Raw genomic sequence first — 22680 nt, 5'->3', positions numbered from 1 at the left:
CCGCCATCCCGCGCCACTAGCGGGATGGCTTTGGATCACTAAAACCTAAATCGGCTTGAATTGATAACCCTGCGCGGTTTGCCAAGATAGAAAAACACTCTCACCATCGCTCAACAGAAAAGCATCGTCCGCGCTTTCCGCCGTTTTACCGACGACTTCGGGTTGCGACCAACTCAGTCCGCCATCATTAGACTTAATCAACTGCAACAGATTATGGCTGCCGTCGAATTCCGACCAAACCACCACTACCTGCTCACCCTTGGCAAACACGTTGGGATGTTTGGCGCCTTGATTGCCGAAATGGTAGGCCGGCGAATAACTTAGGCCCCCATCCTGGGAGTGACCGTAAAACAAGCCTTGTTTATCAGCGGCTCCGCTGAACCATACCGAATGGTAAACGCCATTGTCGGCAATCGATAAGGCCGGGCCATGATGCGGACAAGCATCGATTTTCCAGTTTTCTTGGCTGACGCGCTGCACCGCTCCAGGGGTGTGCCAATCCTTAAATTTAACCAGCGCATGATCGCGGATATTGCCTTCATAAACATGCCGCCACAGCACCACCGGCAAATTGTCTGCATCTATTTCCACACCCAAACGGCAGCATTCACAGCTATGCGGTGCCACGGTTTTGTTGGGATAGAAGCTTTTGCCGCCATTGTCCGACCAGGCGTAATACACGGCAGTACCTGCAAACTCTTGCTTAGCGGCCTTGGCTTTTTCCTTGTCGCGCGCATCCAGCCAAGCCACAAAAATCTCGCCATTCTTCCCCACCGCCAACGCATCGAAGCGGTGACCGATCACGTCCAGATTGTCATTGACCGTCACCGGCTTGGAAAAACTCTTGCCGCCGTCCGTCGAGCGACTGAAGCGAATGTTGCCAGTATGGCGTTTTTCCAGATTCTGGGTCCAAGTCAGATAGAGATTGCCTTGCGCATCGAGTTTGATTTTTGGCCGGTATTCACCGCGCGCAGCAATAGCTTCCGGCTCGGCGTTTACCGCAACCGGTGCGGAAAAGCTCCGACCTTTATCGGTAGACGATTGCACATAGATATGATCGCGAACCACCCAAGCCAACCACAGCACACCGCTATTGTCGAAAGTCGCGGTCACCGTCTCGGAACATCCGATCGCCGGGCTTGCTTGCAGATCGGCGCACAATGCTTTTTGGTCGGTACGCTGTTCAAGCTTAGCCGCCTCAGCGCCTTGCTTACTTGTGATCGGCTCGTTGGCACATGCAGTCAAAATCAACGAGGCAACCATTGCCAAAGGGAGTTGAAATTTCATCATCGTCTTTTAGTAAGTGTCCGGAAAGTTACGAACATTTTTACCCGCTTGACCGGGCAAAATTAAACTGCGTCATTTAACGCACAACCAGGATTAGATGAGCTCTGCCCTATCCTGGTTGAATACATTTATTAACCGCTTAATAGTTAAATTTCAATTCCGCGATATAGGTGCGCTGCGGAAACACGTGGAACAGCCAATATTTTTCGTTGGTAATATTGTCGATACCCGCTGAAAGCGTCAGTTGCTTGGTCAGTTGATATTTGGCACGGGTATCCACAACGAAAAACGCACTACCGGTGCCGGTATAAGTATCCGGATTGACATCGCTGTTATCGATTTGCCCATATTGTTGACTGCTATAGCGTCCACTGATTGAAGACGTAAAGTCTTTCGTCACATGGTATGTAGCCGTGGCACTGGCGCGCCACTCCGGCACTCTGGGCTGATACTTGCCGACAGACGCAGGCAGGGCCGCATTTTTATCGATGCGCGAATTCGCCCAGGTCACGTTACCCGACAAATCCAGGCCATCGATAACGACATTACTGTGCTCGCCGGAAAACTCCCAACCGTAGGTGCTGATCTGGTCGATGTTCTGCGCATATGATAATGTCGAGTTAGTGACAGGACTGAAAGTCGTTTGACTGTAGATGGCATCGTAGACTTTTTCGTGGAATAAGCTCAAACGCAACGAACCTTCGCTCAGAAAATATTGCGCGGAAAGCTCGGAAGACAATGCCTCTTCAGGCTTTAGCGTTGGATTGGGATTCACAATATTTGAGGTGCCGCTGACGGTGATATTGGTACCCTGGAACAGTTCCGTCACCGTTGGGAAACGGTAAGCCTGAGCAATAGAGCTGGTAAATTTCCAGCTATCAGTCGGCTTCCAGGCCAGCGAGGCTTTTGGCGAAAACCTTAAATCGCTACGGTTAGACTGATTGATCGTTCTGCCGTTTGAACCGGTGTTAGTGCCATCGAAGGCGTTCCAGTTCTCCATACGTCCGCCCAAGGTCAACGTCCAATCCGGATCAAATGTCCATGCGTCTTGAATCCAGACCGCGTTGGTTTCGGTCTTGCCTTGCGAATTGGTATTTAAGCGGACTGGTGCACCGTAGATCCAATTGGAGGTTACATATTGTTGGTTGTTTAATTCGTAAAGATCATGATGAAACCCAAAGCTGACATGATGCGGTCCCCATGCGGAATCCGGACGCCATATACCTTTAGCATCCACAGTATGCCAACCGGTGTCGTTTAGGCTGGTAAGAGTTCCCGCACCGCCTGCTGCGGCGAGATTGGGCGCAACCGTGGGCGCGCGTTGCTCATCCTGACCATAATTGATCACACTGCCGGTCAGTTCCCAATCGAAAATACCGCCGGTGTTCGATTTTAGCGCCATACCGTGCGACCAATGCATCTGCTGGTAATCGTTCTCGGCAAACGTCGAACCCAGATTATAGTTTCGACCGTTCATATTGATTAGGCCGCTATTAACCGGCGCTCCGGTAGTGGCACTGCGCAAGTAGCTATTGAAGCCCCCGCTTTCGTCGTTTTGCCACAAACCCAATGTGTAGGAGGCTTTTAGCGTGGGCGTAATGTCGTAAGCCAGTTTCCACTTAAAATTATCCTGCACCGTATGCCTGATATTGCCTTCGCCTATGGCAAAGATTCTTTGGGAGCCGCTTCTATCGACATCGCCGACGGCGCCGGTAACGGGTACGCCACCCGTGCCGGAACTAGTGGGAAGATATGTATAACTGATAGGCTGGCTGTGCGCATCCAAATGACTGACATCGAAACGCCAGGAAAAGTCGCCGTGTCGGCTACCCAGATTGGCCGTGTACTGCTGGGAGTCGTAGACATCGGTATGGCCGTAAACATCGTATTCTTGCCAAGTAGACTGCACGCCGCCGCCGGCCTCGAATTTCTCAGGCATCCGCGTCGTAATATCAACGACACCGCCTATCGAGTTACCGCCGTAGGCTGCGGAAAACGGTCCGTACATCACATCAACCCGCTCGATTTCTGACGGTGAGACCATATTCCAGCGCGGCGAACCGGTCATGCCGTTGTTATTGCCCAGCAACGACGATAGCAAAATGCCGTCCGCATAAATCAAGCTGCGCGCACTGGAACCGGTCCCGGAGGTACGCATAGACACCGGCATTTCCTTGTCGCCGATATAACGTTTGCGCACCAGAATATTAGGCAAATACTTTATGGCATCCTCGGTGTTCATTACGTTGATGGTATCTTCCATCTTCTCGCGGGTAACGCTTTCGGTCACAGCAGGCAATTTGTATTTTTCGGTAGCTGTTTGCGTAGCGGCTTTTCCGCTTTCGGCAGTAACCGTCATTTCCGGCAATATTGCGGTTTGATTGCTACCAGTTTTGTTGTCTGTCTTGCCATCTTCGGTCGCCGAGACTCCCGGCAACACAGTAAGCAGCATCGCCCCCATTAAATAGGGCTTGGCGCTAAGTTTGATTTTTGCGTGTTTCATAGGTTTAAAAATTGCGAAGGTATGCGGTTTGTTCTTGCTAAGGACTAATTGTCGGCAAAAGCGCTATTTAAAACACCAACGGTTTCCGGTGATTTCACACACTTTAAAACAGCCATTCGTAGATATAAGCAATTTATAACCCTAATTACAATTGTGCTTTTTTATCAATCAATTAATACAACACATCATCAAATACGCCACTACAACCACCAATTTATACGGCAAATGACTCACTAGAAATAAGTCATATAACACAGTTTATTTTATTCGCCGCCACATCCATTGTTTTGATGCTGACACTCAAAACAGCGACAACAGCTCAGGTAGCAACTGGAACCGGTCCTCGCCCGCTAAACAAAAAAACCCTTGCCAGCTTTTCAGCCGACAAGGGTTTTCAGAGACCAAGCAAGCGGTACTTATTCGTCCGCGTCTAACTCATCGGCAGAGAGCTTTTTGCCAGGAAAGTAGTTGGGCGCAACGCTGATCAGAATCGTCAGCAGTGTGGCGACATAAGGCACTGACTGCACCGCCAATACCGCCATCCACAACCTGCCGCTCAAGTTATCGAAATGTTCGATAGAGCGCATCGCCAGGATGCCGGCCACCAGCAAGGTCAGTAGTAACAACTCCTGCCAAATGATCAGCAAACCAGCGACCAACGGCCCTTGCTGCTCGTATTTCGGTGTCCGCATGAAGGGTTTGCCGGAGGTAAACAAACCTTGCAAGGTACCCCGTGCCACGGTATGCGTCAGCGATAACCCGGCCAGCGCCGCACCCAATGCATGCAGCATTGAACAAGCCACCCGCGCTTTGTACAACCACAAACCGCGCAAAATCTTGAATGCAAACAGGCCTATGGTCGGCAGCAGAAAGGCATTTACCGGCAATTCGCTATGAATAGGATCCGACACGATCAGCGCGGTCAATATCAAGCTGGTGCCGGTAAACAACAGGGCCAAGGCATCTGAAAACCAAGGCAACCAACCTGCCACAAAATAGTAACGCTGTGCCGACGTAAGCGAAGACTTTTTGTTGGGCAAGAAATGCCGCCAATGCTTTTTGATGATCTGCATCGCGCCGTATACCCAGCGGAAACGCTGCGTCATATAGCCGGAGAACGTATCCGGCATCAGGCCGCGACCGAAAGACTCCTTGCAGTACACCGAGTCGTAACCCGCTTCATAAAGACGCAAGCCCAATTCGCTATCCTCGCAGATACACCATTCACCCCAAGGACCAACTTTGTCGAACGCCGACTTGCGGACCATGGTCATCGTGCCGTGTTGGATAATGGCGTTGAATTCGTTACGTTGCACCATGCCGATATTAAAAAAGCCTGCATACTCCCAGTAGCAAATATCTTTGAACGTGCTTTGACCAGAATCGCGATAATCCTGCGGCGACTGCACAAAGCCGACATTTTCCTGGTCGAAATACGGCACCATCGCTTTCAGCCAATCGGGGTTCAGAATGTAGTCGCTGTCGATAACCGCGATGATTTCGGCGTCTTCAGCGGTATTGGTCAACGCATAGTTGATCGCGCCGGCCTTGTAACCGGGCCAGTTGTCCAGATGGAAGAAGCGGAACTTCGCCCCGAGGCGGTCGCAATCTTCACGCACCGGCTGCCAAACTGTCGGATCTTTGGTGTTGTTATCCATCACCAATACTTCGTAGTTCGGATAATCGACCTTAGCCAGCGCATTCAAGGTCTTGCGCACCATTTCCGGCGGCTCGTTGTGGATGGGCAAATGGATCGAAACTTTCGGATAACGGAAACCGGCCGGCGGCGTCAACGGCTGGAAAGTACGGCGGCCCTTGCGGTGCCAGATGACCTCAGAAATCTCCAGGCTCTCAGTCAGCAACACCAAGATGGCCATGGCCTGCATCATCAGCAAAATCGCCCAGAACACCACCGAAAAACTGGTTTGGTATTGAGCGGCGGCAATCGATGCCGACCAAAACAATACCGACGCCGCCAAGTTGGCGACGATACCGAAGAAAAATTTACCCGGCAGCTTCAAGCTCTTACGGGTAAACAAGAAGGCCGCCATCAAGATAATACTGAGTACTGCAGCGCCACTAGCCCAGTTACGCCAGGTTGGATTGGCCAGTACGTCACCTTCCATCGGGAACTTAGGCTGACGATCAGCATTGAATAAGCCCCAGTAAGCACCGGCCGTACCTTCCAGCTTGATCTTCCATGGCTGGTCAAACGCTTCGACCACATAGTAAATAATGTTTTCGGCAGTCGCGCGATTCAGGAACTCACGCAAAAACTTGGCTTGATTCGCCAACGAAGCAGTGGCGGCTTTTTGCGGAGGACCGTCGGATGGCCAACCCACCTCGGTAATCACGATGGTTTTGTTGGGGTACAACTGCTGCAATTCGTAATAACGCTTGAACACATATTCGACTGCGTTATCGCCTTCCGCACCTTTGGGTAAATCGACCGGCACACCTTCCCAATAGGGCAGAATGTGCACAGCGATGTAATCGACTTCCGCCGCCAAGGCCGGGTTTGCTACCCATATATCCCAGGTTTCAGCCGTACTCACCGGTTTCCAGGTGCGTTTTTTTACTTCGCGAACGTACTCTATCAGTTCGTTGGCTTTGCCGGCCACCTCCGCCTTAACATCCGCCTCGATTTTCAGCTGCAAATCTTGTTCGCTCATCGAACCGGAAAATTCTTGACGGACTTTCTGTGCGATAGGTCCACTAACCTTGTTTCTGTAACGCAATAAGGATTCGTTACCCACCAGCGTGCGAACAATGGTTTTTGGATATTGATTGGTTAGATTGATTAGACTTTCGACTTCGCGCTGATTTTTATCCAGCCGTTTCTGCGTGTTCTCTAACTTTTTTTGCGGATCGTCCTCGGCGCTATCGTCATCAACCAAATCCACCCAGCAGCCCATCGCCAGATTGATCGCATTCTTGGCGGTCAACTCAGGCACAACCTCCATGCCCTCCAACGCGGTATAGGTTCTTATCGAATGGGCTTTACCGGACAATAACTCCAGATCGGATTGAATTTGTTCTCTGGTGGGAAATACCCCGTCAGCAGGATTGAAATCGCGCCCCTTGGGGTTAAAGGTCACCCCCATCATGGTATCGCTCCAGGATGGCAGTTTTAACGGATTATTGACGTAAGACCAGATACCCAGGTTGATGACAACCAGTAGCACCAAGGTGAAAAATGTGGCAATTTTGGCTTTCATTTCGACAGAAAGACTCCGCAATAGAGGGTTATTAGAATCAGTATTTTTTAATTTTCACGGCATTACGCAGCCATTCCGTCGGCAAATTTAAATGCGTTTGCTACGGTATCTGATTTCGACAGAGCGACTGGCGCGTGTCTAAGCGGGCCACGCATTCCTGTCAGGTAACAGATTTACCAACAAAACACAGCGGCATTTAGGAATCCGCCCAAGGTCAAACCCCGGCGACGCTCAAACCGGCAAAGAGCCGGTATTGAATGTCGCCACGCTTAGCTCAACCTTAAGCAGGTTGCGGGAAAACTTTTATTTCAATGAAAGGGTTTCTACGCGGCCTTTCATTTCAATATTCAGTTTGTCTTCTTTAGCCAGCCAACCGATCGCTCGCTGAACGTCGTTCTTACCCAAGCCGGTTTCGGTCGTGACTTTATTAACGCTAGCTTCGCCATGCGTATGCAAGTATTGCCAGACTGCTCCAGCTGCTTCGCCAATTGTATCCACCATTTCAACTCCTCATCATTTAAACAACAAAAAAAATCGGGGGGTTTTAGTCGTGCTATCCAGCCTCACGCGGCACAAGCCGCAGCAAAAGCCAGTCAGCACAACTAACGCTCATCAGGTAGCACAATATTAAGTTCCAGGGTTTCCTGGTTTCCATCCTGTTCAAAATTAACGGTAATGGCATCCTGCCCGACATTGACATATTTACGGATCACCGCCAGCAATTCTTGCTGCAACTCGGGCAAATAGGACGGTTGATTTCTGGATGCACGCTCATGGGCGACCAGAATTTGCAATCTCTCCTTGGCCAGCGATGCCGTATTGGTTTTCGAGGATCTGAAATAATCTAAGAGACTCATCACTTGCTCCCGAATAGCTTACTGAATAAGCCTTTTTTCTCTTCCTCGATAAAACGATGTGGTTTGGTTTCGCCCAAATAACGCGCCACGATGTCTGCATAAGCCTGACCTGCATCGCTTTGCTCGTCGAGAATGACCGGTGTGCCTGAGTTTGACGCATTCAACACCGACTTGGACTCCGGGATAACGCCCAACAAATGTAGCGACAAAATTTCCTGTACATCGTCAACGCTGAGCATCTCCCCCAATTTCACCCGATCCGGCGAATAACGCGACAACAACAAATACTCCTTGATCGGCTCTTCGCCATTCTCGGCGCGGCGCGATTTGCTGGACAAGATACCCAGCATACGATCCGAATCCCTAACGGAGGAGACTTCCGGGTTGGTTACCACAAATGCATCATCAGCAAAGTACATGGCAAGTGTAGCACCGCGCTCTATTCCTGCCGGCGAGTCACAAACGATGTATTTAAAGTCTTTGGACAATTCTTCCAGAATTTTGCCGACGCCTTCCGTTGTTAAAGCATCTTTATCACGGGTTTGCGATGCCGGCAATATAAATAACTGGTCGCAACGCTTGTCCTTGATCAGGGCCTGATTTAGGGTGGCTTCGTTGTTGATCACATTGACCAAATCATAAACCACGCGACGCTCGCATCCCATGATCAAGTCGAGATTACGCAGCCCCACATCAAAATCGATCACAGCGGTTTTATGTCCGCGCTTCGCTAAGCCCATCGCGATAGCGGCGCTGGTTGTGGTCTTGCCCACACCACCTTTTCCCGATGTTACTACGATAATTCTGGCCAATGTTGTTCCTCCAAGAAAAGCTTAAATATCTTTGATAATCAGCGTCTGGTTATCCAGACTGATCTGTACGGGCTTGTGTGCTGGATACTTGCTCAAATCGTCGCTGAGCTGGTAAATGCCGGCTATCGAAATCAGTTCGGCTTGCAAATCCGAACAAAAAATACGGCTATTGACATTACCCAGCACGCCGGCGAGCGCTCGTCCGCGCAGGGATCCGTATATATGAATATTACCTTCCGCCATGATTTCCGCGCCGGCACTAACGGTTGCGGTGACGATCAAATCGCCTTTGGCATAAACCCGCTGGCCCGAGCGTATCGGCTGTGTCACCAACTTATTTTCAATTGACTGATTAGCTTGCTTTTGCTCTTCCGCAGCCGGTGTCGGCAAGGTTTTTGCCGGTGCTTTATTGACTAAGGGCACATTGCTGCCGTGCAGGGAATGCTGGGGCAAATTCATAGCCAAGGCGTCACCGTTCTGATGTTCGTTACCGCCGCGCACCCCTATCGGCATGAAGCCGTGCTGACGGACGATAGTGACTATTTCGGTGAAATCAATTGGCAGATTTTGCGCGTTAAGTTTTTGCAGATCGATCAGCAAGGGCGAGTTTTTAAAAAACTCGGGAGCTTGAACCACTTTTTCCTTGAGCTGCTGATCGATCAGAGAGATGTCGTTACTGGCTAGCAGCAACACCGGCACGGTCAGTGACGTGCTTTTAAACTCCAAAGCTATTTTTTGCGAAGTAGGTGCGCCGGTTGACATCGAGTTTGGAAAATCCGCTACTGAATGCCCGAAATACTATCATTTTCCGTGACAAAAAGCACAGTTCCTTACAGTAAAAACAAGGTTGCTAAGCCCAAAAAGGCCATGAATCCAACCACATCGGTAACTGTGGTCAGCAACACACCGCCAGCCAGCGCAGGGTCTACACCGATCTTATCCAACAACACCGGAATCGCCACGCCGGACAAAGCCGCGCACACTAAATTGATCATCATCGCCACGCCGAGCAACATACCGATATGCGGATTGTGGAACCACAGCCCAGCCACTACCGCCACCACAGCAGCCCAAACCAAGCCGTTTAGCAGGCCGACCGAGACCTCTTTAAACAATAAACTCACGGCGTTACCGGTGGTGACTTGTCGCAAGGCCAAGCCCCTGACAACCAGTGTCAAAGTCTGACTGCCGGCTATACCCCCCATAGACGCTACAATCGGCATCAATACCGCCAATGCGACGATCTGTTGAATAGTAGCCTCAAACAAATCGATGACTGAAGCCGCCAAGAATGCGGTAAGCAAATTCACGCCCAACCAAAGCGCACGACGCTTGGCACTACTAAATACCGGCGCAAACATATCCTGCTCTTCGCTCAAGCCGGCCATGCTCATTAAGGAGTGATTGGCTTCTTCCCGAATCAAACCCACGACATCGTCGATAGTGACGCGCCCCAAAACCTTACCGTCATTGGCTAACACGGGCGCGGACAACAATTTTCGGCGCTCGAACAAACCAGCCACATCCCGGCTAGGCATACCGTAGGGAATACCTGAGCTACGGGTATCCATAATCGACTCAACTTTGGTATGCGGGTCGTGGGTCAACAATTGATTAATCGGCAACAAGCCCTGAAACTGCTCTTTGCGATCCACCACGATTAGACTGTCTGTTGCAGTCGGCATATTACCGCGCAAGCGTAAATATCGCGTTACCACGTCCAGCGTTACATCGGCGCGAATGGTTAACACATCGTCAGACATCAAGCCGCCGGCGGTATGCTCGTCATAGCTAAGCGCCTTTTCGATGCGATTGCGGTTATGTACACCGATAGATTCCATCACTTGCGACAGCAAAGGCTCAGGCAATACATGCAGCAGATCGACCATACCGTCATGGCCCATGGATTCAGTCGCGGCAATCAAATCTTTCCTGTCGGTAATTTTCAGCAAGCTGCTACCCACTTCGACATTTATCTCGACCAGAATTTCGCCGATCACGCTGGGCGGAATCAACGTCCACAGCTTGGCTCGCAGTTCCGGCTCCAATGACTCGAGAATATGCGCCGCTTCCGCCGGGTATAAGGAACGCACTAGGTTCCTAATCTCGATCAGAGAGTCTTTTGTCAGCACTTCGATGGCGCGATCTAAAAGATGCTCGGTATTTTCAAGCTTTGCTGCTGATGTCATGGGTAAAAACCAAGAAATTGGGCTAGGGAATTGCGTTAACGCAATTCCCGATGCCTGACGATAACGTTAGGAGTAATAGTTTGAAAGTGCTTACTCAATGCCTCGACCAGATAAACCGAACGATGTTGCCCGCCGGTACAACCGATCGCTATGGTTAAATAACTGCGATTATCCGATTCGAAGCGCGGCGCCCAGCGACCGATGAAATAACCTATATCATGCAGAAACTCTTTGACGATCACTTCATTCTGCAAAAAATCGATGACCTCGGCGTGTTTACCGGTCAATCCTCGCAGTTCCGGCGCCCAATAGGGATTGGGCAAACTGCGGGCATCGAACACGAAGTCGGCATCCAACGGGATACCGTATTTAAAACCGAAAGACTGAAACAAAATCGACAAAGAACTTTTACCTTTTTCGCCCAAACGGTTTTTCAGCAAATCCCGTAACTGATGATAGTGAGTGAAACTGGTATCTATAAGTATATCGGCTCGAGCTGCCAGGGGTCGCAGCATTTCCCGTTCGATTTCCAAAGCCTCGCGCAGTGGCCTACTTTCGGTGGTCAACGGATGGCGGCGGCGCGTTTCACTGTAGCGCTTCAGAATGATGTTCTCATCCGCTTCCATGAAAACCAGTTCGCAATCAATACCTTTGCTGCGAATAAAAGTCAGGCTATCCGGGAAATCGGCTAACTTCTGGTTACGGTTTCTGGCATCGATACCGATAGCGGTTTTACTATAAGTCGCCGGGTCTTTCAGCATCACATGATCGACAAAATCCTCAAGCAAGGTCACGGGAAGATTGTCGATACAGTAATAGCCGCAATCTTCCAAAGTATCCAACGCGATACTTTTACCCGATCCCGATAAGCCGCTGACGATGACTAGTTTCATATGCAAAACGATACAGAGCGAAAATCGCGTTCACCCTGTACCGCGCAAGCCCATAATTAACGATGGTTCTGATTTTTTTCTTTATGTTTGACGATTTGTCTGTCGAGTTTGTCGACCATGTTGTCGATAGCCGCGTACATATCTTCTTGTACGTCTTCGGCATACAGTTTGGCACCGCTGATTTGTACCGCCGCTTCGGCTTTTTGCTCCAATTTCTCAACGGTCAAAATGACGTGAACATCAACGACATTGTCGAAATGACGTTTGATTTTGCTGATTTTTTCATCCACGTAGGCTTTTAATGCTTCGGTGACTTCTACGTGATGACCTGTGATACTGACTTGCATGGAATACTCCTGTTTTTAAAAATTATTCTTCCAGATTGATCAAATATGCCTTTTCCGCTGGCTGGTTGAAGGAATGGACATCGCTTCCCGATATTTGGCAATGGTGCGGCGCGCGACGTTAATGCCCTTCTCATTCAATAAGTCCGATATTTTACTATCGCTCAATGGCTTGGCCGGGTTTTCACTGCCGACCAACTCTTTTATCAGCGCCCGAATTGCGGTCGCCGAACACTCTCCCCCGCCATCGGTACTGACATGGCTGGAGAAAAAATATTTAAATTCGATCACACCGTGCGGGGTGTGCATGTATTTTTGCGTGGTGACCCGAGAGATCGTCGATTCGTGCAACTCCAATTCCTCGGCAATATCGCGCAACACCATCGGCTTCATCGCAATCGCACCGTGCTCGAAAAAATCGCCTTGTTTTTCGACGATGCTTCTCGCCACTCTCAACAAAGTGTCGTTGCGGCTATGCAAGCTTTTGATAAACCAGCGCGCTTCCTGCAGATGGTTTTTCATGCTGACATTGTCATGACTATTGTCGGCGCGTTTGATCATCCCGGAATAAAAAGGATTGACGCGCAATTTGGGCGCTATCTCCGGGTTCAGATTAACCAGCCACTGTCCGTTGACTTTGGCGACGAACACATCAGGCACCACGTATTCGACATCAGAATCCTGCAAGCGAGCGCCAGGCTTGGGATCCAGGGTTCTGATTAACGCCAGCACCCCCTTTAATACATCCTCGGTCATCCCTATCCGCTTCATCAAGCGCGCTTGATCGCAACTGGCCAACAAATCCAAATGCCTGTGCACAAACTCCAAAGCCTCCGACCGATAAGGCGTCGTAGCCGGTAACTGTTGCAGTTGCAAACCCAGGCAGTCAGCCAAATCCAACGCCGCCACACCGACGGGATCAAAGTTTTGCACCCTATGCAACACGGCCAGGACTTCATCCATTTCCAAGCCTTCCAGTTGATCCTGGAGTCCCTGAAAAATATCCGCCAATTCGCTGGTCACATAACCGTCATCGTTAATCGCGTCGATGATAGCGGTAGCTATCGCATAATCGCGGTCAGAAATCGGAATCAGCTCCAGCTGCCAAACCAGATGATCGCGTAAAGACTCGGATTTGCCGCGAAAGGCCTCGAATTCCGGACTATCGCCCTCATCGCCACCGCTGGGCAAAGAGCTTTCGTAGACATCGTCCCAACTGACATCGACCGGTAATTCGTCCGGCATATCGGTTTGCGAGCCTTCGCTGGTTTGCTGATCGGTGTTTTCGAGTTTTTTATCGCGAAACTCCAGATTAGGCAGTTCCTCTTCGTCGATCTCCAACATCATGTTGGATTCCAAGGCTTGCTGAATTTCCTGTTGTAAGTCCAAAGTCGACATCTGCAACAGCTTAATAGCCTGTTGCAATTGCGGCGTCATGGTCAGACTCTGACCGATACGGAGTTGTAGAGATTGCTTCATGACTATTCGAATTTCATAAACTAAATTTCTCGCCCAGATACACTCTACGCACCTCTTCGTTATCCACCAACTGGCGCGACTGGCCTTCGGCGATAACCTTCCCATTGTTCAAAATATAAGCGCGATCGCAAATCTCCAAAGTCTCCCGCACTTTGTGCTCGGTAATCAAAATCCCGATACCGCGATGCTTCAAGTGCGCAATGATTTTTTGCAACTCCAGCACCGAAATAGGATCGACACCGGCAAACGGTTCGTCGAGCAGAATAAATTGCGGCTCACTAGCCAACGCCCTGGCGATTTCCACCCTGCGCCGCTCCCCACCTGACAAACCAAGCGCCACCTGATTACGTAAGTGGTTGATATTAAACTCTGTCAATAACTCATCGATCAACAACTCGATTTGCCCATCGGTCAAATCGGCCCGAATCTGCAATACCGCGCGTAAATTGTCGGCTACACTCAATTTACGAAAGACCGAAGCCTCTTGCGCCAGATAACCGATTCCCAAGCGCGCGCGCCGGTGCATCGGATGATGCGTGATGCGCTGCTCGTCAAAAAAAATCTCGCCGCTATCGGCTTTGACCAAGCCCACCATCATGTAAAAGCTGGTGGTTTTCCCGGCTCCGTTCGGACCCAACAAACCTACGACTTCCCCGGTGTCCACCCTCAGGCTGACCCCATCGACCACATTTCGATTGTTGTAGCGTTTAAACAGCTGTTCCGCAACCAATCGCGCCATTATTGCGCCTGCTTAGGCTTGGGTTTAATCACTGAGTGTACGCGCTTGCCGTCGGATTGCGCTTCACCCGCCTTCAGCAAGGAGTTTTTGGTATCGTACTCGATATACTCACTGGATTGTTTGGCGTCACCCTGCCAAACCGAAGCATTTTTCATAAATTTCAGCAAATTCTGGTCGGGGTAAAATTCGTTGATCAAGCCCTCCCCGTGCATTTCTTCCTTGCCCACCGCCGGCAACTGTTTGAATCGCGACGGTTTACCTGTAGCAATCAATTTGATAATCGCGCCATCTTTCAGATAAACCACCAATTTGTCGCCATCGATTCTGATCGTTCCCTGCGTAGCAACCACATTGCCGGTATAGGTGCTGATCTGCGCCTTTTCGTCGTAAACCGCATTATCCGAGTCGATGTAGATGGGTTGTTCGGAATCCGACTCCAGACCAAACGCCATCCGCGCCGAGAATAACAGGCCTACACCGACCATTTTACTTAATTTCATAGCGACCTTTCACTTTGGACAACAATTTCAGGTGAATCGGACTAACAAAAGTCGCTTCCATTCCTACTCCCGCCGTTTTGTTGGGTGGGCTGATGATCTCCGTCCACGCCTGTGTCTCCGCATAATGGCTGGCGAGTTTTACTCGCAGATCCGATGTATTGATGGTCAGCGCCGAATTGGTTTTCGAGGCCTCCCGATTGATATAAGCACTACCGTTAAGCTGCAAATTATCGCCGTCCGCAGCCATCACGCCGCTGTCGGCCTTGATTAGCCAAGGCATCTGGTTGGGGTTATACAAAGTCATTACCGGCTTTTCCAGATGCGTACTGCCGTCGGCTTTAAAGTGCTGCATTTTTTCCGCGGCTAATTCGCTTTTCGGCACACCGTCGATATTCATTTCCTTTTTGAAATAACCCAAGCTAAAAAAATCCGGGCTATTTTCGACAATTTTCATTTCGGCGTCACGCTGTTCATTCAGTTGAACCAGCCACCATGACAACAATGCTGCCAAGCCGACATAAATAAAAATCTGTAGATTTTTCAGTACGGTCATAAATAGGTTTGCAGCACGCTGTCAAAGTTACCTTGGACTTGCATGATTAAATCGCATACTTCTCGCACCGCGCCCAAACCGCCAGCTGTCTGTGTTTGCCAATGAGCATAATTCTTTAGCACGAAATTGGCATCTTGCACCGCAACGGCAAATCCAACTTGACGCATCACCGGCAAATCCAGAATGTCGTCGCCGATATACGCCACTTGTTCCGGCGTTAGGACCAGACGCTGCAAAATTTCCGCGAATGCCGCGCGCTTGTTCTCGTGACCTTGGTAGACAAGCTCGACTCCAAGACTCTGCATGCGTAGCGCGACCGAATTGGATTTGCGGCCGGAAATTACCGCTACTTCCACTCCGGTCTGACGCAACAATTTAATGCCATGCCCGTCGCGCGCGTGAAAACATTTGTATTCTTTGCCGTTATCGTCGAAAAACAAACGACCGTCGGTCAGCACGCCATCCACATCCAGAATCAACAGCTTTAGCCGCTTAACAGCACTCAGTAATTGGGGGGTTAAATCGAACATCACTCGTCACTCTCAGACTATGCCGGCCCGCAGCAAGTCGTGCATATTCAAGGCGCCCAACAATTTTTGTTGGCTGTCGACGACCAGCAGGGCATTGATTTTTTTACTTTCCATGATTTGCATGGCTTCCGCCGCCAACATATTCACATCGATCACTTTACAAGGACCCGTCATGACTTCGGCGATGCGTGTCGCATGCACATCCAGATTTTTTTCCAACATGCGCCGCAAATCACCGTCGGTAAATATCCCGGCGACCCTGCCTTCGCCATCGACCACTGCGGTCATGCCCAGCTTCTTGCCGGTCATTTCCAGCAAGGCATCGCTCACTAAAACACTATCCGTCACCACCGGCACTTCACTGCCGCGGTGCATGATGTCGTTAACCTGCAACAACAAGCGCTTACCCAAGCTACCGCCTGGATGCGACAAAGCAAAATCGTCGCGGGTAAAACCCTTGGTTTCCAATAGCGACACGGCTAACGCATCGCCCATGACCAATGCCGCCGTAGTGCTGGCAGTCGGCGCCAAACCCAACGGGCAAGCCTCATGCTCGACAGCTACATTGATGTGCACACTAGCAAACCTGGCCAAGGCCGATTCGGGATTACCCGTCAACGCAATCAGCGGCACGCCGAGTCGCTTAATAATAGGCAATATCGTCAGGATTTCTTCGGTTTCGCCGGAATTGGACAAGGCCAGCACCACATCCTGGCGGGTAATCATGCCCAGATCGCCGTGACTGGCTTCTCCGGGGTGCACAAAGAAAGCCGGGGTGCCGGTGCTGGCCAGCGTGGCGGCAATTTTACCGGCTATATGCCCGGATTTGCCCATACCGGTAACCACCACCCGGCCTTTACAAGCCAGCAGCAACCGGCAGGCACTAACAAATTGCTCATCGATGCGTGCAGCCAAGCCGGCAACCGCCTGCATTTCGGTCTGAATCACCGCCAACGCCAACGCCTGAATGTCTTGATCACAACCCACGGAAATTAACTCCACGCACCCAAACAAAAAGGAACCATTATTGCATGTTATTAACCGACTTTTCACCCCAAGTCATTGACTTATTCTCAGCCAGTCATAGAAAATAGCCTGTTCCCAATCCAAAAACTCTTTTGATTCCGGTAAATGGCCAATAGCGCAAGTCCTGAAGACAATATCGTTTCGATTAGCAACTTGAGCTTTTCCAGAGGCCCCAGGAAAATTTTCGACGCTGTCAGCCTGGAGATTCAGCGCGGCAAAGTCACGGCCATCATGGGCCCCAGCGGCACCGGCAAAACCACGCTTTTGAAATTGATCGGCGGCCAGTTGGCCCCGGATCGCGGCCAAATCCACGTGGACGGGCAAAATGTTCACCGCCTGAAACCTCGGGAACTCTACGAATTGCGCAAACGCATGGGCATGTTGTTTCAAAGCGGCGCGCTGCTCACGGATATGAGCGTCTATGACAATGTGGCGTTTCCGATGCGCGAACATACCCACTTGCCGGAATCGATGATTCGCACCTTGGTATTGATGAAACTGCACGCCGTCGGTTTGCGCGGTGCCCGCCATTTGATGCCCAACGAGTTGTCCGGCGGCATGGCTCGACGGGTAGCTTTAGCACGTGCCATCGCCCTCGATCCGCTAATGATCATGTACGACGAACCGTTTACCGGCCAAGACCCCATTTCCAAGGGCGCACTGGTACACTTGATCAAGGCGCTGAACACCACTCTAGGCCTGACCAGCATCATCGTTTCGCACGACGTACAAGAAACTGCCGCCATCGCCGATTACATCTATGTCTTGTCGGGAGGCAAAATCATCGGCCAAGGCACCCCGCAAGAATTACAACAATCCGATTCGGAGTGGGTGCAACAGTTTATGCACGGTGATGCCGACGGCCCTGTACACTTTCACTATTCGGCGCCTGATTACCTAGACGATCTGCTGGCGAGCAAATAACCACCTTGTATTCAACCATGTTTCAATTTCTGCAAAATCTGGGAAAAGCCACGCGCAGCAGCTTTGCCAAGCTCGGCCGCGCTTCGTTTTTTCTGAGCCACACGCTGACCGGCATCAGCGACGTGCTGCCACGCCCCAACCTGCTGATCAAACAGGTGTATTCGGTAGGCGTTTTGTCATTTCTAATCATCACCATCTCCGGCCTGTTCGTCGGCATGGTGTTAGGTTTACAAGGCTTTAATATTCTGTCCGACTTCGGCGCTGAGGAATCGCTGGGCGTGATGGTGGCTGCCTCATTGGTACGCGAATTAGGCCCTGTAGTGTCGGCACTATTGTTTGCCGGCCGGGCAGGCTCGGCATTGACCGCCGAAATCGGCTTGATGAAGGCCACCGAACAATTGTCAGGCATGGAAATGATGGCCGTTGACCCGATCAAACGCATCATTTCGCCACGTTTTTTGGCAGGCTTTCTGTCCATGCCCTTGCTTGCCGCCTTGTTTAGCGCCATTGGCATCATGGGCGGCCACCTGGTCGGCGTGGGCATGCTCGGCGTTGATGACGGCGCGTTTTGGGCGCAGATGCAGGCCAGTATCGATTTTCAAGAAGATATTGTTAATGGCGTAATCAAGAGCGTGGTGTTCGGCTTCGTAGTGTCCTGGATTGCCTTGTTCGAAGGCTACGATGCGATCCCCACTTCAGAAGGCGTCAGCCGCGCCACCACCCGCACCGTGGTCAATTCGGCCTTCTCGGTGCTGGCACTCGATTTCATTTTAACCGCACTCATGTTTGGAGACATTTAACATGCAGCATTCCAAAACCCAGGATACTCTGGTCGGTTTTTTTGTCGCCAGCGGCATCGCCGCCTTGTTTTATATGGCGCTGCAAGTCAGTAATCTAGGCAGCTACAGCAGCGACGACAGCTACACGGTCATCGCCCATTTTCAGAATAGCGGCGGTCTAAAAGTCAAATCCCCGGTGTCGGTCGCCGGCGTGCGCATCGGCCGGGTATCCGCAATCAGGCTGGACAAGGACAGCCACGAATCGGTCGTAGAAATGCGCATCGAATCGCAATACAACAATCTACCGAGCGATTCCGGCGTCAGTATTTATACCGCCGGCCTGCTGGGTGAACAGTACGTCAGCCTGGACCCCGGCTCGTCGGACGAATATTTAAAGGATAAAAGTACCATCGACATCACCAGCTCCGCCATCGTGCTGGAAGAAATGATAGGCAAATTCATGTTGAACAAAGCGGAAGGCAAATAATGTCCAAGCTGACATTAACCGAACAGTCTCCCGGCCACTTTACCGTGGAAGGCAGCCTGACTTTTGCCAGCATCGACAAACAAACCTTGCAATCCTTTAAGTTTCTGAAAGGCATGGACAGCATGTGCATCGATCTAGCCAAAGTCCAGACCACCGATAGCGCTGGCCTGGCCTTGATGATCGAATGGATCAGGCTCAGCCGGATGGGCCGGGTCAAGCTGTCCTTCAAGAACATTCCGGCTCAGCTGCTGGCATTGGCCAAACTCAGCGGCTTGGACGAAACCGAATATTTTGCAACCCACACGCATTAAGCTGCATTCCAATTTACAAACCAATAAAAATCCATGGATAAATTACTGATTACCGGCGGCCAACCGCTACACGGCGAACTGAGAATCTCCGGTGCCAAAAACGCCGCCCTGCCCATTCTGGCCGCCACGCTGTTGTCTGATGTGCCGGTCAGCGTCGGCAACATTCCGCATTTGCACGACATTACCACCACTATGGAATTGCTCGGCCAAATGGGCGTGGGCCTGACCGTTGACGAGAAAATGAACATCGAAGTCGATACCAGCACCATTCACAAATACGAAGCGCCTTATGAACTGGTGAAAACCATGCGCGCCTCGATTCTGGTATTGGGCCCCTTGCTGGCGCGTTTCGGCGAAGCCTATGTCTCGTTGCCCGGCGGTTGCGCCATCGGCACACGACCGGTGGATATTCACATCGACTCGCTGCTCAAAATGGGCGCCGACATTACCGTCGAAGCCGGCTATATACACGCCAAGGTCAAACGCTTGCAAGGCTGCCATCTGGTGCTGGATAAAGTCACCGTCACCGGCACAGAAAACATTCTAATGGCCGCCACACTGGCCGAAGGCGTGACCATCATCGAAAACGCCGCGAAAGAACCGGAAGTCACCGACCTGGCGCATTTTCTAAATAAAATGGGTGCCAAAATCACCGGCGTTGGCACCGATATTCTGACCGTGGAAGGCGTGGAAAGACTGGGTGTAGAAGGCTTGCATTACGACATCCTGCCCGACCGCATCGAAACCGGCACCTATCTGGTAGCAGGCGCAATTAGCCGCGGCCACGTCAAACTGAAAAACACCGACCCCAATACCCTAGACGCGGTATTGGTTAAATTAAAAGAAGCCGGGGCCGACATCACCTGCGGCGAAAACTGGATCGAACTGAACATGCACGGCAAGCGCCCAAAAGCCGTCACCGTACGTACGGCTCCGTATCCGGCCTTCCCGACCGATATGCAGGCACAATTTACCGCGCTGAATTCCGTCGCTGAAGGCGTGGGCTTAATCACCGAAACCGTATTCGAAAACCGCTTCATGCACGTACAGGAATTGCAACGCATGGGCGCGCAAATCAAGCTGGAATCCAACACCGCCATTTGTACCGGCAGCGGCCAACTAAAAGCCGCGCCGGTCATGGCTACCGACCTGCGGGCATCCGCCAGCTTGGTATTGGCTGGACTGGTTGCGGAAGGCGAAACTTTGGTAGATCGGATTTACCATATCGACCGTGGCTACGATCATATCGAAGAAAAATTGTCACAACTGGGCGCTACCATTCGCCGCGTTCCTAACTAAATCACTCGCAAAATCATGTTGACCATTGCCGTATCCAAAGGCCGTATTTACGAAGAAGCCCTGCCGTTTCTGGAACAAGCCGGCATCACGCCGATTGACGATCCGGACAAGAGCCGGAAACTGATTCTGCAAACCACCCGCCCCGACGTGCAGTTGGTGATCATCCGCGCCACCGACGTGCCGACCTTTGTGGAGTACGGCGCGGCGGACTTGGGCATCGCCGGCAAGGACGTGCTGATGGAACACGGTGCGGAGAGTCTTTACGAGCCGCTGGATTTAGGCATCGCCGGTTGCCGCTTGATGACCGCCGGCCCGGTTAATGCCCCGGAAGTGAAAGGCCGCTTGCGGGTCGCCACCAAATACGTGAAAACCGCTCAGAGCTATTACGCCAATTTGGGCATTCAAGCCGAAATCATCAAGCTCTACGGTTCGATGGAACTGGCGCCGCTAGTAGGTTTGGCCGATTGCATCGTCGATTTGGTCGATACCGGCAATACGCTAAAAGCTAACGGCCTGGAGCCACGGGAACTAATCGCCAACATCACCTCTCGACTGGTGGTGAATAAAGCGGCGATGAAAATGAAACACCAAGCCATTCAAGCACTCATCGATCAGTTCGAAACCACGTTGGCCCAGAGGGTGTAATCATGACTGCGATCAAGATGCTGCGCCTAGATAGCGCGGCAATCGACTTTGACAAACAACTGCAAGCCCGTTTGGCCTGGGATGCCAGCGATGATTTAGAGATACACAAACGGGTATTGGACATCATCGCCGACGTAAAAAAGCGCGGCGACAAAGCCTTGCTGGAATACACCAACCGCTTCGACGGCACCGCGTTTAAAGCCGCCTCCGAACTGGAACTGGACCGAGCTGCATTACAACAGGCCTGGGATACTTTACCCAGCACCCAAGCCATTGCTTTGCAAACCGCCGCCGACCGCGTCCGTGCATATGCCGAGCATCAGAAGCTGCAATCCTGGCAATACACCGAGCTAGACGGCACCGTACTGGGCCAAAAAGTCACCGCATTGGATAAAGCCGGCCTGTATGTGCCGGGCGGTAAAGCCGCTTATCCGTCTTCGGTATTGATGAACGCGATTCCGGCGAAAGTCGCCGGCGTCGGCGAATTGATCATGGTCGTCCCCACCCCGCGCGGCGAAACCAATGCCTTGGTATTAGCGGCGGCGCATGTAGCCGGCGTGGACCGGGTATTCACCATTGGCGGCGCCCAAGCCGTAGCTGCATTGGCTTACGGCACCGAATCGATTCCGGCGGTGGATAAAATCGTCGGCCCCGGCAATATCTATGTCGCTACGGCCAAGAAACTGGTATTCGGCCAAGTCGGTATCGACATGATTGCCGGACCTTCCGAAATTTTGATCATCTGCGACGGCCAGACCAACCCGGACTGGATCGCGATGGATATGTTCTCGCAAGCCGAACACGACGAAAACGCCCAAGCCATTTTAATCAGCAACGACGCCGGTTTTCTGCAGCAAGTGGAAGCCAGCATCAACAAATTGCTGCCGGAAATGGAACGCGCGGACATCATCCGCGCCTCACTAAGCGGACGTGGCGCGTTTATCAAAGTAGGCAACTTATCTGAAGCCGCGCAAGTCGCCAATCGCATCGCCCCGGAACATTTGGAATTGTCCGTAGCGGAACCGGAAGCATTGTGCGAGCAAATTCATAATGCCGGCGCCATCTTCATGGGCCGTTTCACAGCCGAAGCGCTGGGCGATTATTGCGCCGGACCGAACCATGTCCTACCGACTTCCAGCACGGCCCGGTATTCGTCGCCTTTAGGGGTTTACGATTTCCAAAAGCGCAGCAGTTTGATCAATTGCTCAGCGGTTGGCGCGCAGAACTTGGGCAAGATTGCTTCAGTGTTGGCGCGGGGCGAGAGTCTTACTGCGCATGCTCGGTCGGCGGAATTTAGGATTTAAT

The 22680-nt window shown here is 51.4% G+C and carries 23 protein-coding genes; 7 read left to right on the top strand and 16 right to left on the bottom strand.

What is annotated here, in order from left to right:
* Positions 1-45: 45 nt before the first annotated feature.
* From DDY07_RS21850 to DDY07_RS21775, 16 genes are all read right to left on the bottom strand, one after another.
* A complete protein-coding gene (locus DDY07_RS21850) occupies positions 46-1287 on the bottom strand; it encodes a sialidase family protein (protein ID WP_253734577.1) in 1242 nt (413 codons plus the stop codon).
* A gap of 139 nt (positions 1288-1426) precedes the next feature.
* The gene (locus tag DDY07_RS21845) at positions 1427-3790 is read right to left on the bottom strand and encodes a TonB-dependent receptor (RefSeq protein WP_171697423.1); all 2364 of its coding nucleotides are present in this window, start codon (positions 3788-3790) and stop codon (positions 1427-1429) included.
* 416 nt (positions 3791-4206) lie between these two features.
* Positions 4207-7008 (bottom strand): glycosyltransferase, encoded by a 2802-nt coding sequence (locus tag DDY07_RS21840; RefSeq protein WP_171697422.1) that lies wholly within the window; start codon positions 7006-7008, stop codon positions 4207-4209.
* 303 nt (positions 7009-7311) lie between these two features.
* Positions 7312-7509 carry a winged helix-turn-helix domain-containing protein gene (locus DDY07_RS21835; RefSeq protein WP_020483545.1) on the bottom strand — a complete coding sequence of 66 codons (198 nt, stop codon included), beginning with the start codon at positions 7507-7509 and terminating at the stop codon, positions 7312-7314.
* 101 nt (positions 7510-7610) lie between these two features.
* Complete coding sequence (minE, locus tag DDY07_RS21830) at positions 7611-7865, bottom strand: cell division topological specificity factor MinE (protein WP_020483546.1); 255 nt, start codon at positions 7863-7865, stop codon at positions 7611-7613.
* The gene (gene minD / locus DDY07_RS21825; RefSeq protein WP_033157742.1) at positions 7865-8677 is read right to left on the bottom strand and encodes a septum site-determining protein MinD; all 813 of its coding nucleotides are present in this window, start codon (positions 8675-8677) and stop codon (positions 7865-7867) included. Before minD ends, minE begins: the two co-directional genes overlap by 1 nt.
* A gap of 21 nt (positions 8678-8698) precedes the next feature.
* On the bottom strand, positions 8699-9439 hold the full coding sequence (minC, locus tag DDY07_RS21820; RefSeq protein WP_101054456.1) for a septum site-determining protein MinC: 741 nt from the start codon (positions 9437-9439) through the stop codon (positions 8699-8701).
* A gap of 68 nt (positions 9440-9507) precedes the next feature.
* Positions 9508-10866 (bottom strand): magnesium transporter, encoded by a 1359-nt coding sequence (gene mgtE, locus DDY07_RS21815; RefSeq protein WP_171697421.1) that lies wholly within the window; start codon positions 10864-10866, stop codon positions 9508-9510.
* A gap of 35 nt (positions 10867-10901) precedes the next feature.
* Complete coding sequence (gene rapZ / locus DDY07_RS21810; protein WP_033157739.1) at positions 10902-11759, bottom strand: RNase adapter RapZ; 858 nt, start codon at positions 11757-11759, stop codon at positions 10902-10904.
* Positions 11760-11815: 56 nt separating this feature from the next.
* On the bottom strand, positions 11816-12106 hold the full coding sequence (raiA, locus tag DDY07_RS21805) for a ribosome-associated translation inhibitor RaiA (RefSeq protein ID WP_020483551.1): 291 nt from the start codon (positions 12104-12106) through the stop codon (positions 11816-11818).
* A gap of 39 nt (positions 12107-12145) precedes the next feature.
* On the bottom strand, positions 12146-13582 hold the full coding sequence (locus tag DDY07_RS21800) for an RNA polymerase factor sigma-54 (RefSeq protein ID WP_171697420.1): 1437 nt from the start codon (positions 13580-13582) through the stop codon (positions 12146-12148).
* A 13-nt stretch (positions 13583-13595) separates the two neighbouring features.
* Positions 13596-14321, bottom strand: a complete 726-nt coding sequence (gene lptB / locus DDY07_RS21795) for an LPS export ABC transporter ATP-binding protein (protein WP_033157737.1) — start codon at positions 14319-14321, stop codon at positions 13596-13598.
* Entirely contained in the window at positions 14321-14821 is a 501-nt protein-coding gene (lptA, locus tag DDY07_RS21790; protein WP_171697419.1) for a lipopolysaccharide transport periplasmic protein LptA, read from the bottom strand. Before lptA ends, lptB begins: the two co-directional genes overlap by 1 nt.
* Positions 14808-15374, bottom strand: a complete 567-nt coding sequence (lptC, locus tag DDY07_RS21785; protein WP_033157735.1) for an LPS export ABC transporter periplasmic protein LptC — start codon at positions 15372-15374, stop codon at positions 14808-14810. The genes lptA and lptC overlap by 14 nt, the downstream gene beginning before the upstream one ends.
* Positions 15371-15904: a 3-deoxy-manno-octulosonate-8-phosphatase KdsC gene (gene kdsC / locus DDY07_RS21780; RefSeq protein ID WP_171697418.1), complete on the bottom strand. Its 534-nt coding sequence runs from the start codon at positions 15902-15904 to the stop codon at positions 15371-15373. The genes lptC and kdsC overlap by 4 nt, the downstream gene beginning before the upstream one ends.
* Positions 15905-15916: 12 nt before the next feature.
* Positions 15917-16891, bottom strand: coding sequence for an SIS domain-containing protein (locus DDY07_RS21775; protein ID WP_171697417.1), 975 nt, complete (start codon positions 16889-16891; stop codon positions 15917-15919).
* A 144-nt stretch (positions 16892-17035) separates the two neighbouring features.
* Here DDY07_RS21775 and DDY07_RS21770 point away from each other — a divergent pair, with 144 nt between their 5' ends.
* Genes DDY07_RS21770 through hisD form a run of 7 tightly spaced genes read left to right on the top strand, consistent with a single transcriptional unit; the run spans position 17036 to position 22679 of the window.
* A complete protein-coding gene (locus DDY07_RS21770) occupies positions 17036-17854 on the top strand; it encodes an ABC transporter ATP-binding protein (protein WP_033157734.1) in 819 nt (272 codons plus the stop codon).
* A 17-nt stretch (positions 17855-17871) separates the two neighbouring features.
* The gene (mlaE, locus tag DDY07_RS21765) at positions 17872-18654 is read left to right on the top strand and encodes a lipid asymmetry maintenance ABC transporter permease subunit MlaE (protein ID WP_033157733.1); all 783 of its coding nucleotides are present in this window, start codon (positions 17872-17874) and stop codon (positions 18652-18654) included.
* Position 18655: 1 nt separating this feature from the next.
* Positions 18656-19120 carry an outer membrane lipid asymmetry maintenance protein MlaD gene (gene mlaD / locus DDY07_RS21760; protein ID WP_033157732.1) on the top strand — a complete coding sequence of 155 codons (465 nt, stop codon included), beginning with the start codon at positions 18656-18658 and terminating at the stop codon, positions 19118-19120.
* Positions 19120-19431: a lipid asymmetry maintenance protein MlaB gene (locus DDY07_RS21755; protein WP_033157731.1), complete on the top strand. Its 312-nt coding sequence runs from the start codon at positions 19120-19122 to the stop codon at positions 19429-19431. Before mlaD ends, DDY07_RS21755 begins: the two co-directional genes overlap by 1 nt.
* Positions 19432-19464: 33 nt before the next feature.
* Positions 19465-20730: a UDP-N-acetylglucosamine 1-carboxyvinyltransferase gene (gene murA, locus DDY07_RS21750; RefSeq protein WP_171697416.1), complete on the top strand. Its 1266-nt coding sequence runs from the start codon at positions 19465-19467 to the stop codon at positions 20728-20730.
* A gap of 15 nt (positions 20731-20745) precedes the next feature.
* Complete coding sequence (hisG, locus tag DDY07_RS21745; RefSeq protein ID WP_171697415.1) at positions 20746-21375, top strand: ATP phosphoribosyltransferase; 630 nt, start codon at positions 20746-20748, stop codon at positions 21373-21375.
* Between the two features lie 2 nt (positions 21376-21377).
* Complete coding sequence (gene hisD / locus DDY07_RS21740; RefSeq protein WP_171697414.1) at positions 21378-22679, top strand: histidinol dehydrogenase; 1302 nt, start codon at positions 21378-21380, stop codon at positions 22677-22679.
* Position 22680: the final 1 nt, after the last annotated feature.

The organism is Methylomonas sp. ZR1, assembly GCF_013141865.1.
Taxonomy (GTDB): Bacteria; Pseudomonadota; Gammaproteobacteria; order Methylococcales; family Methylomonadaceae; genus Methylomonas.
Note: the sequence above shows the minus strand (reverse complement) of the source record. Positions and strands in the feature narration are given on the sequence as shown.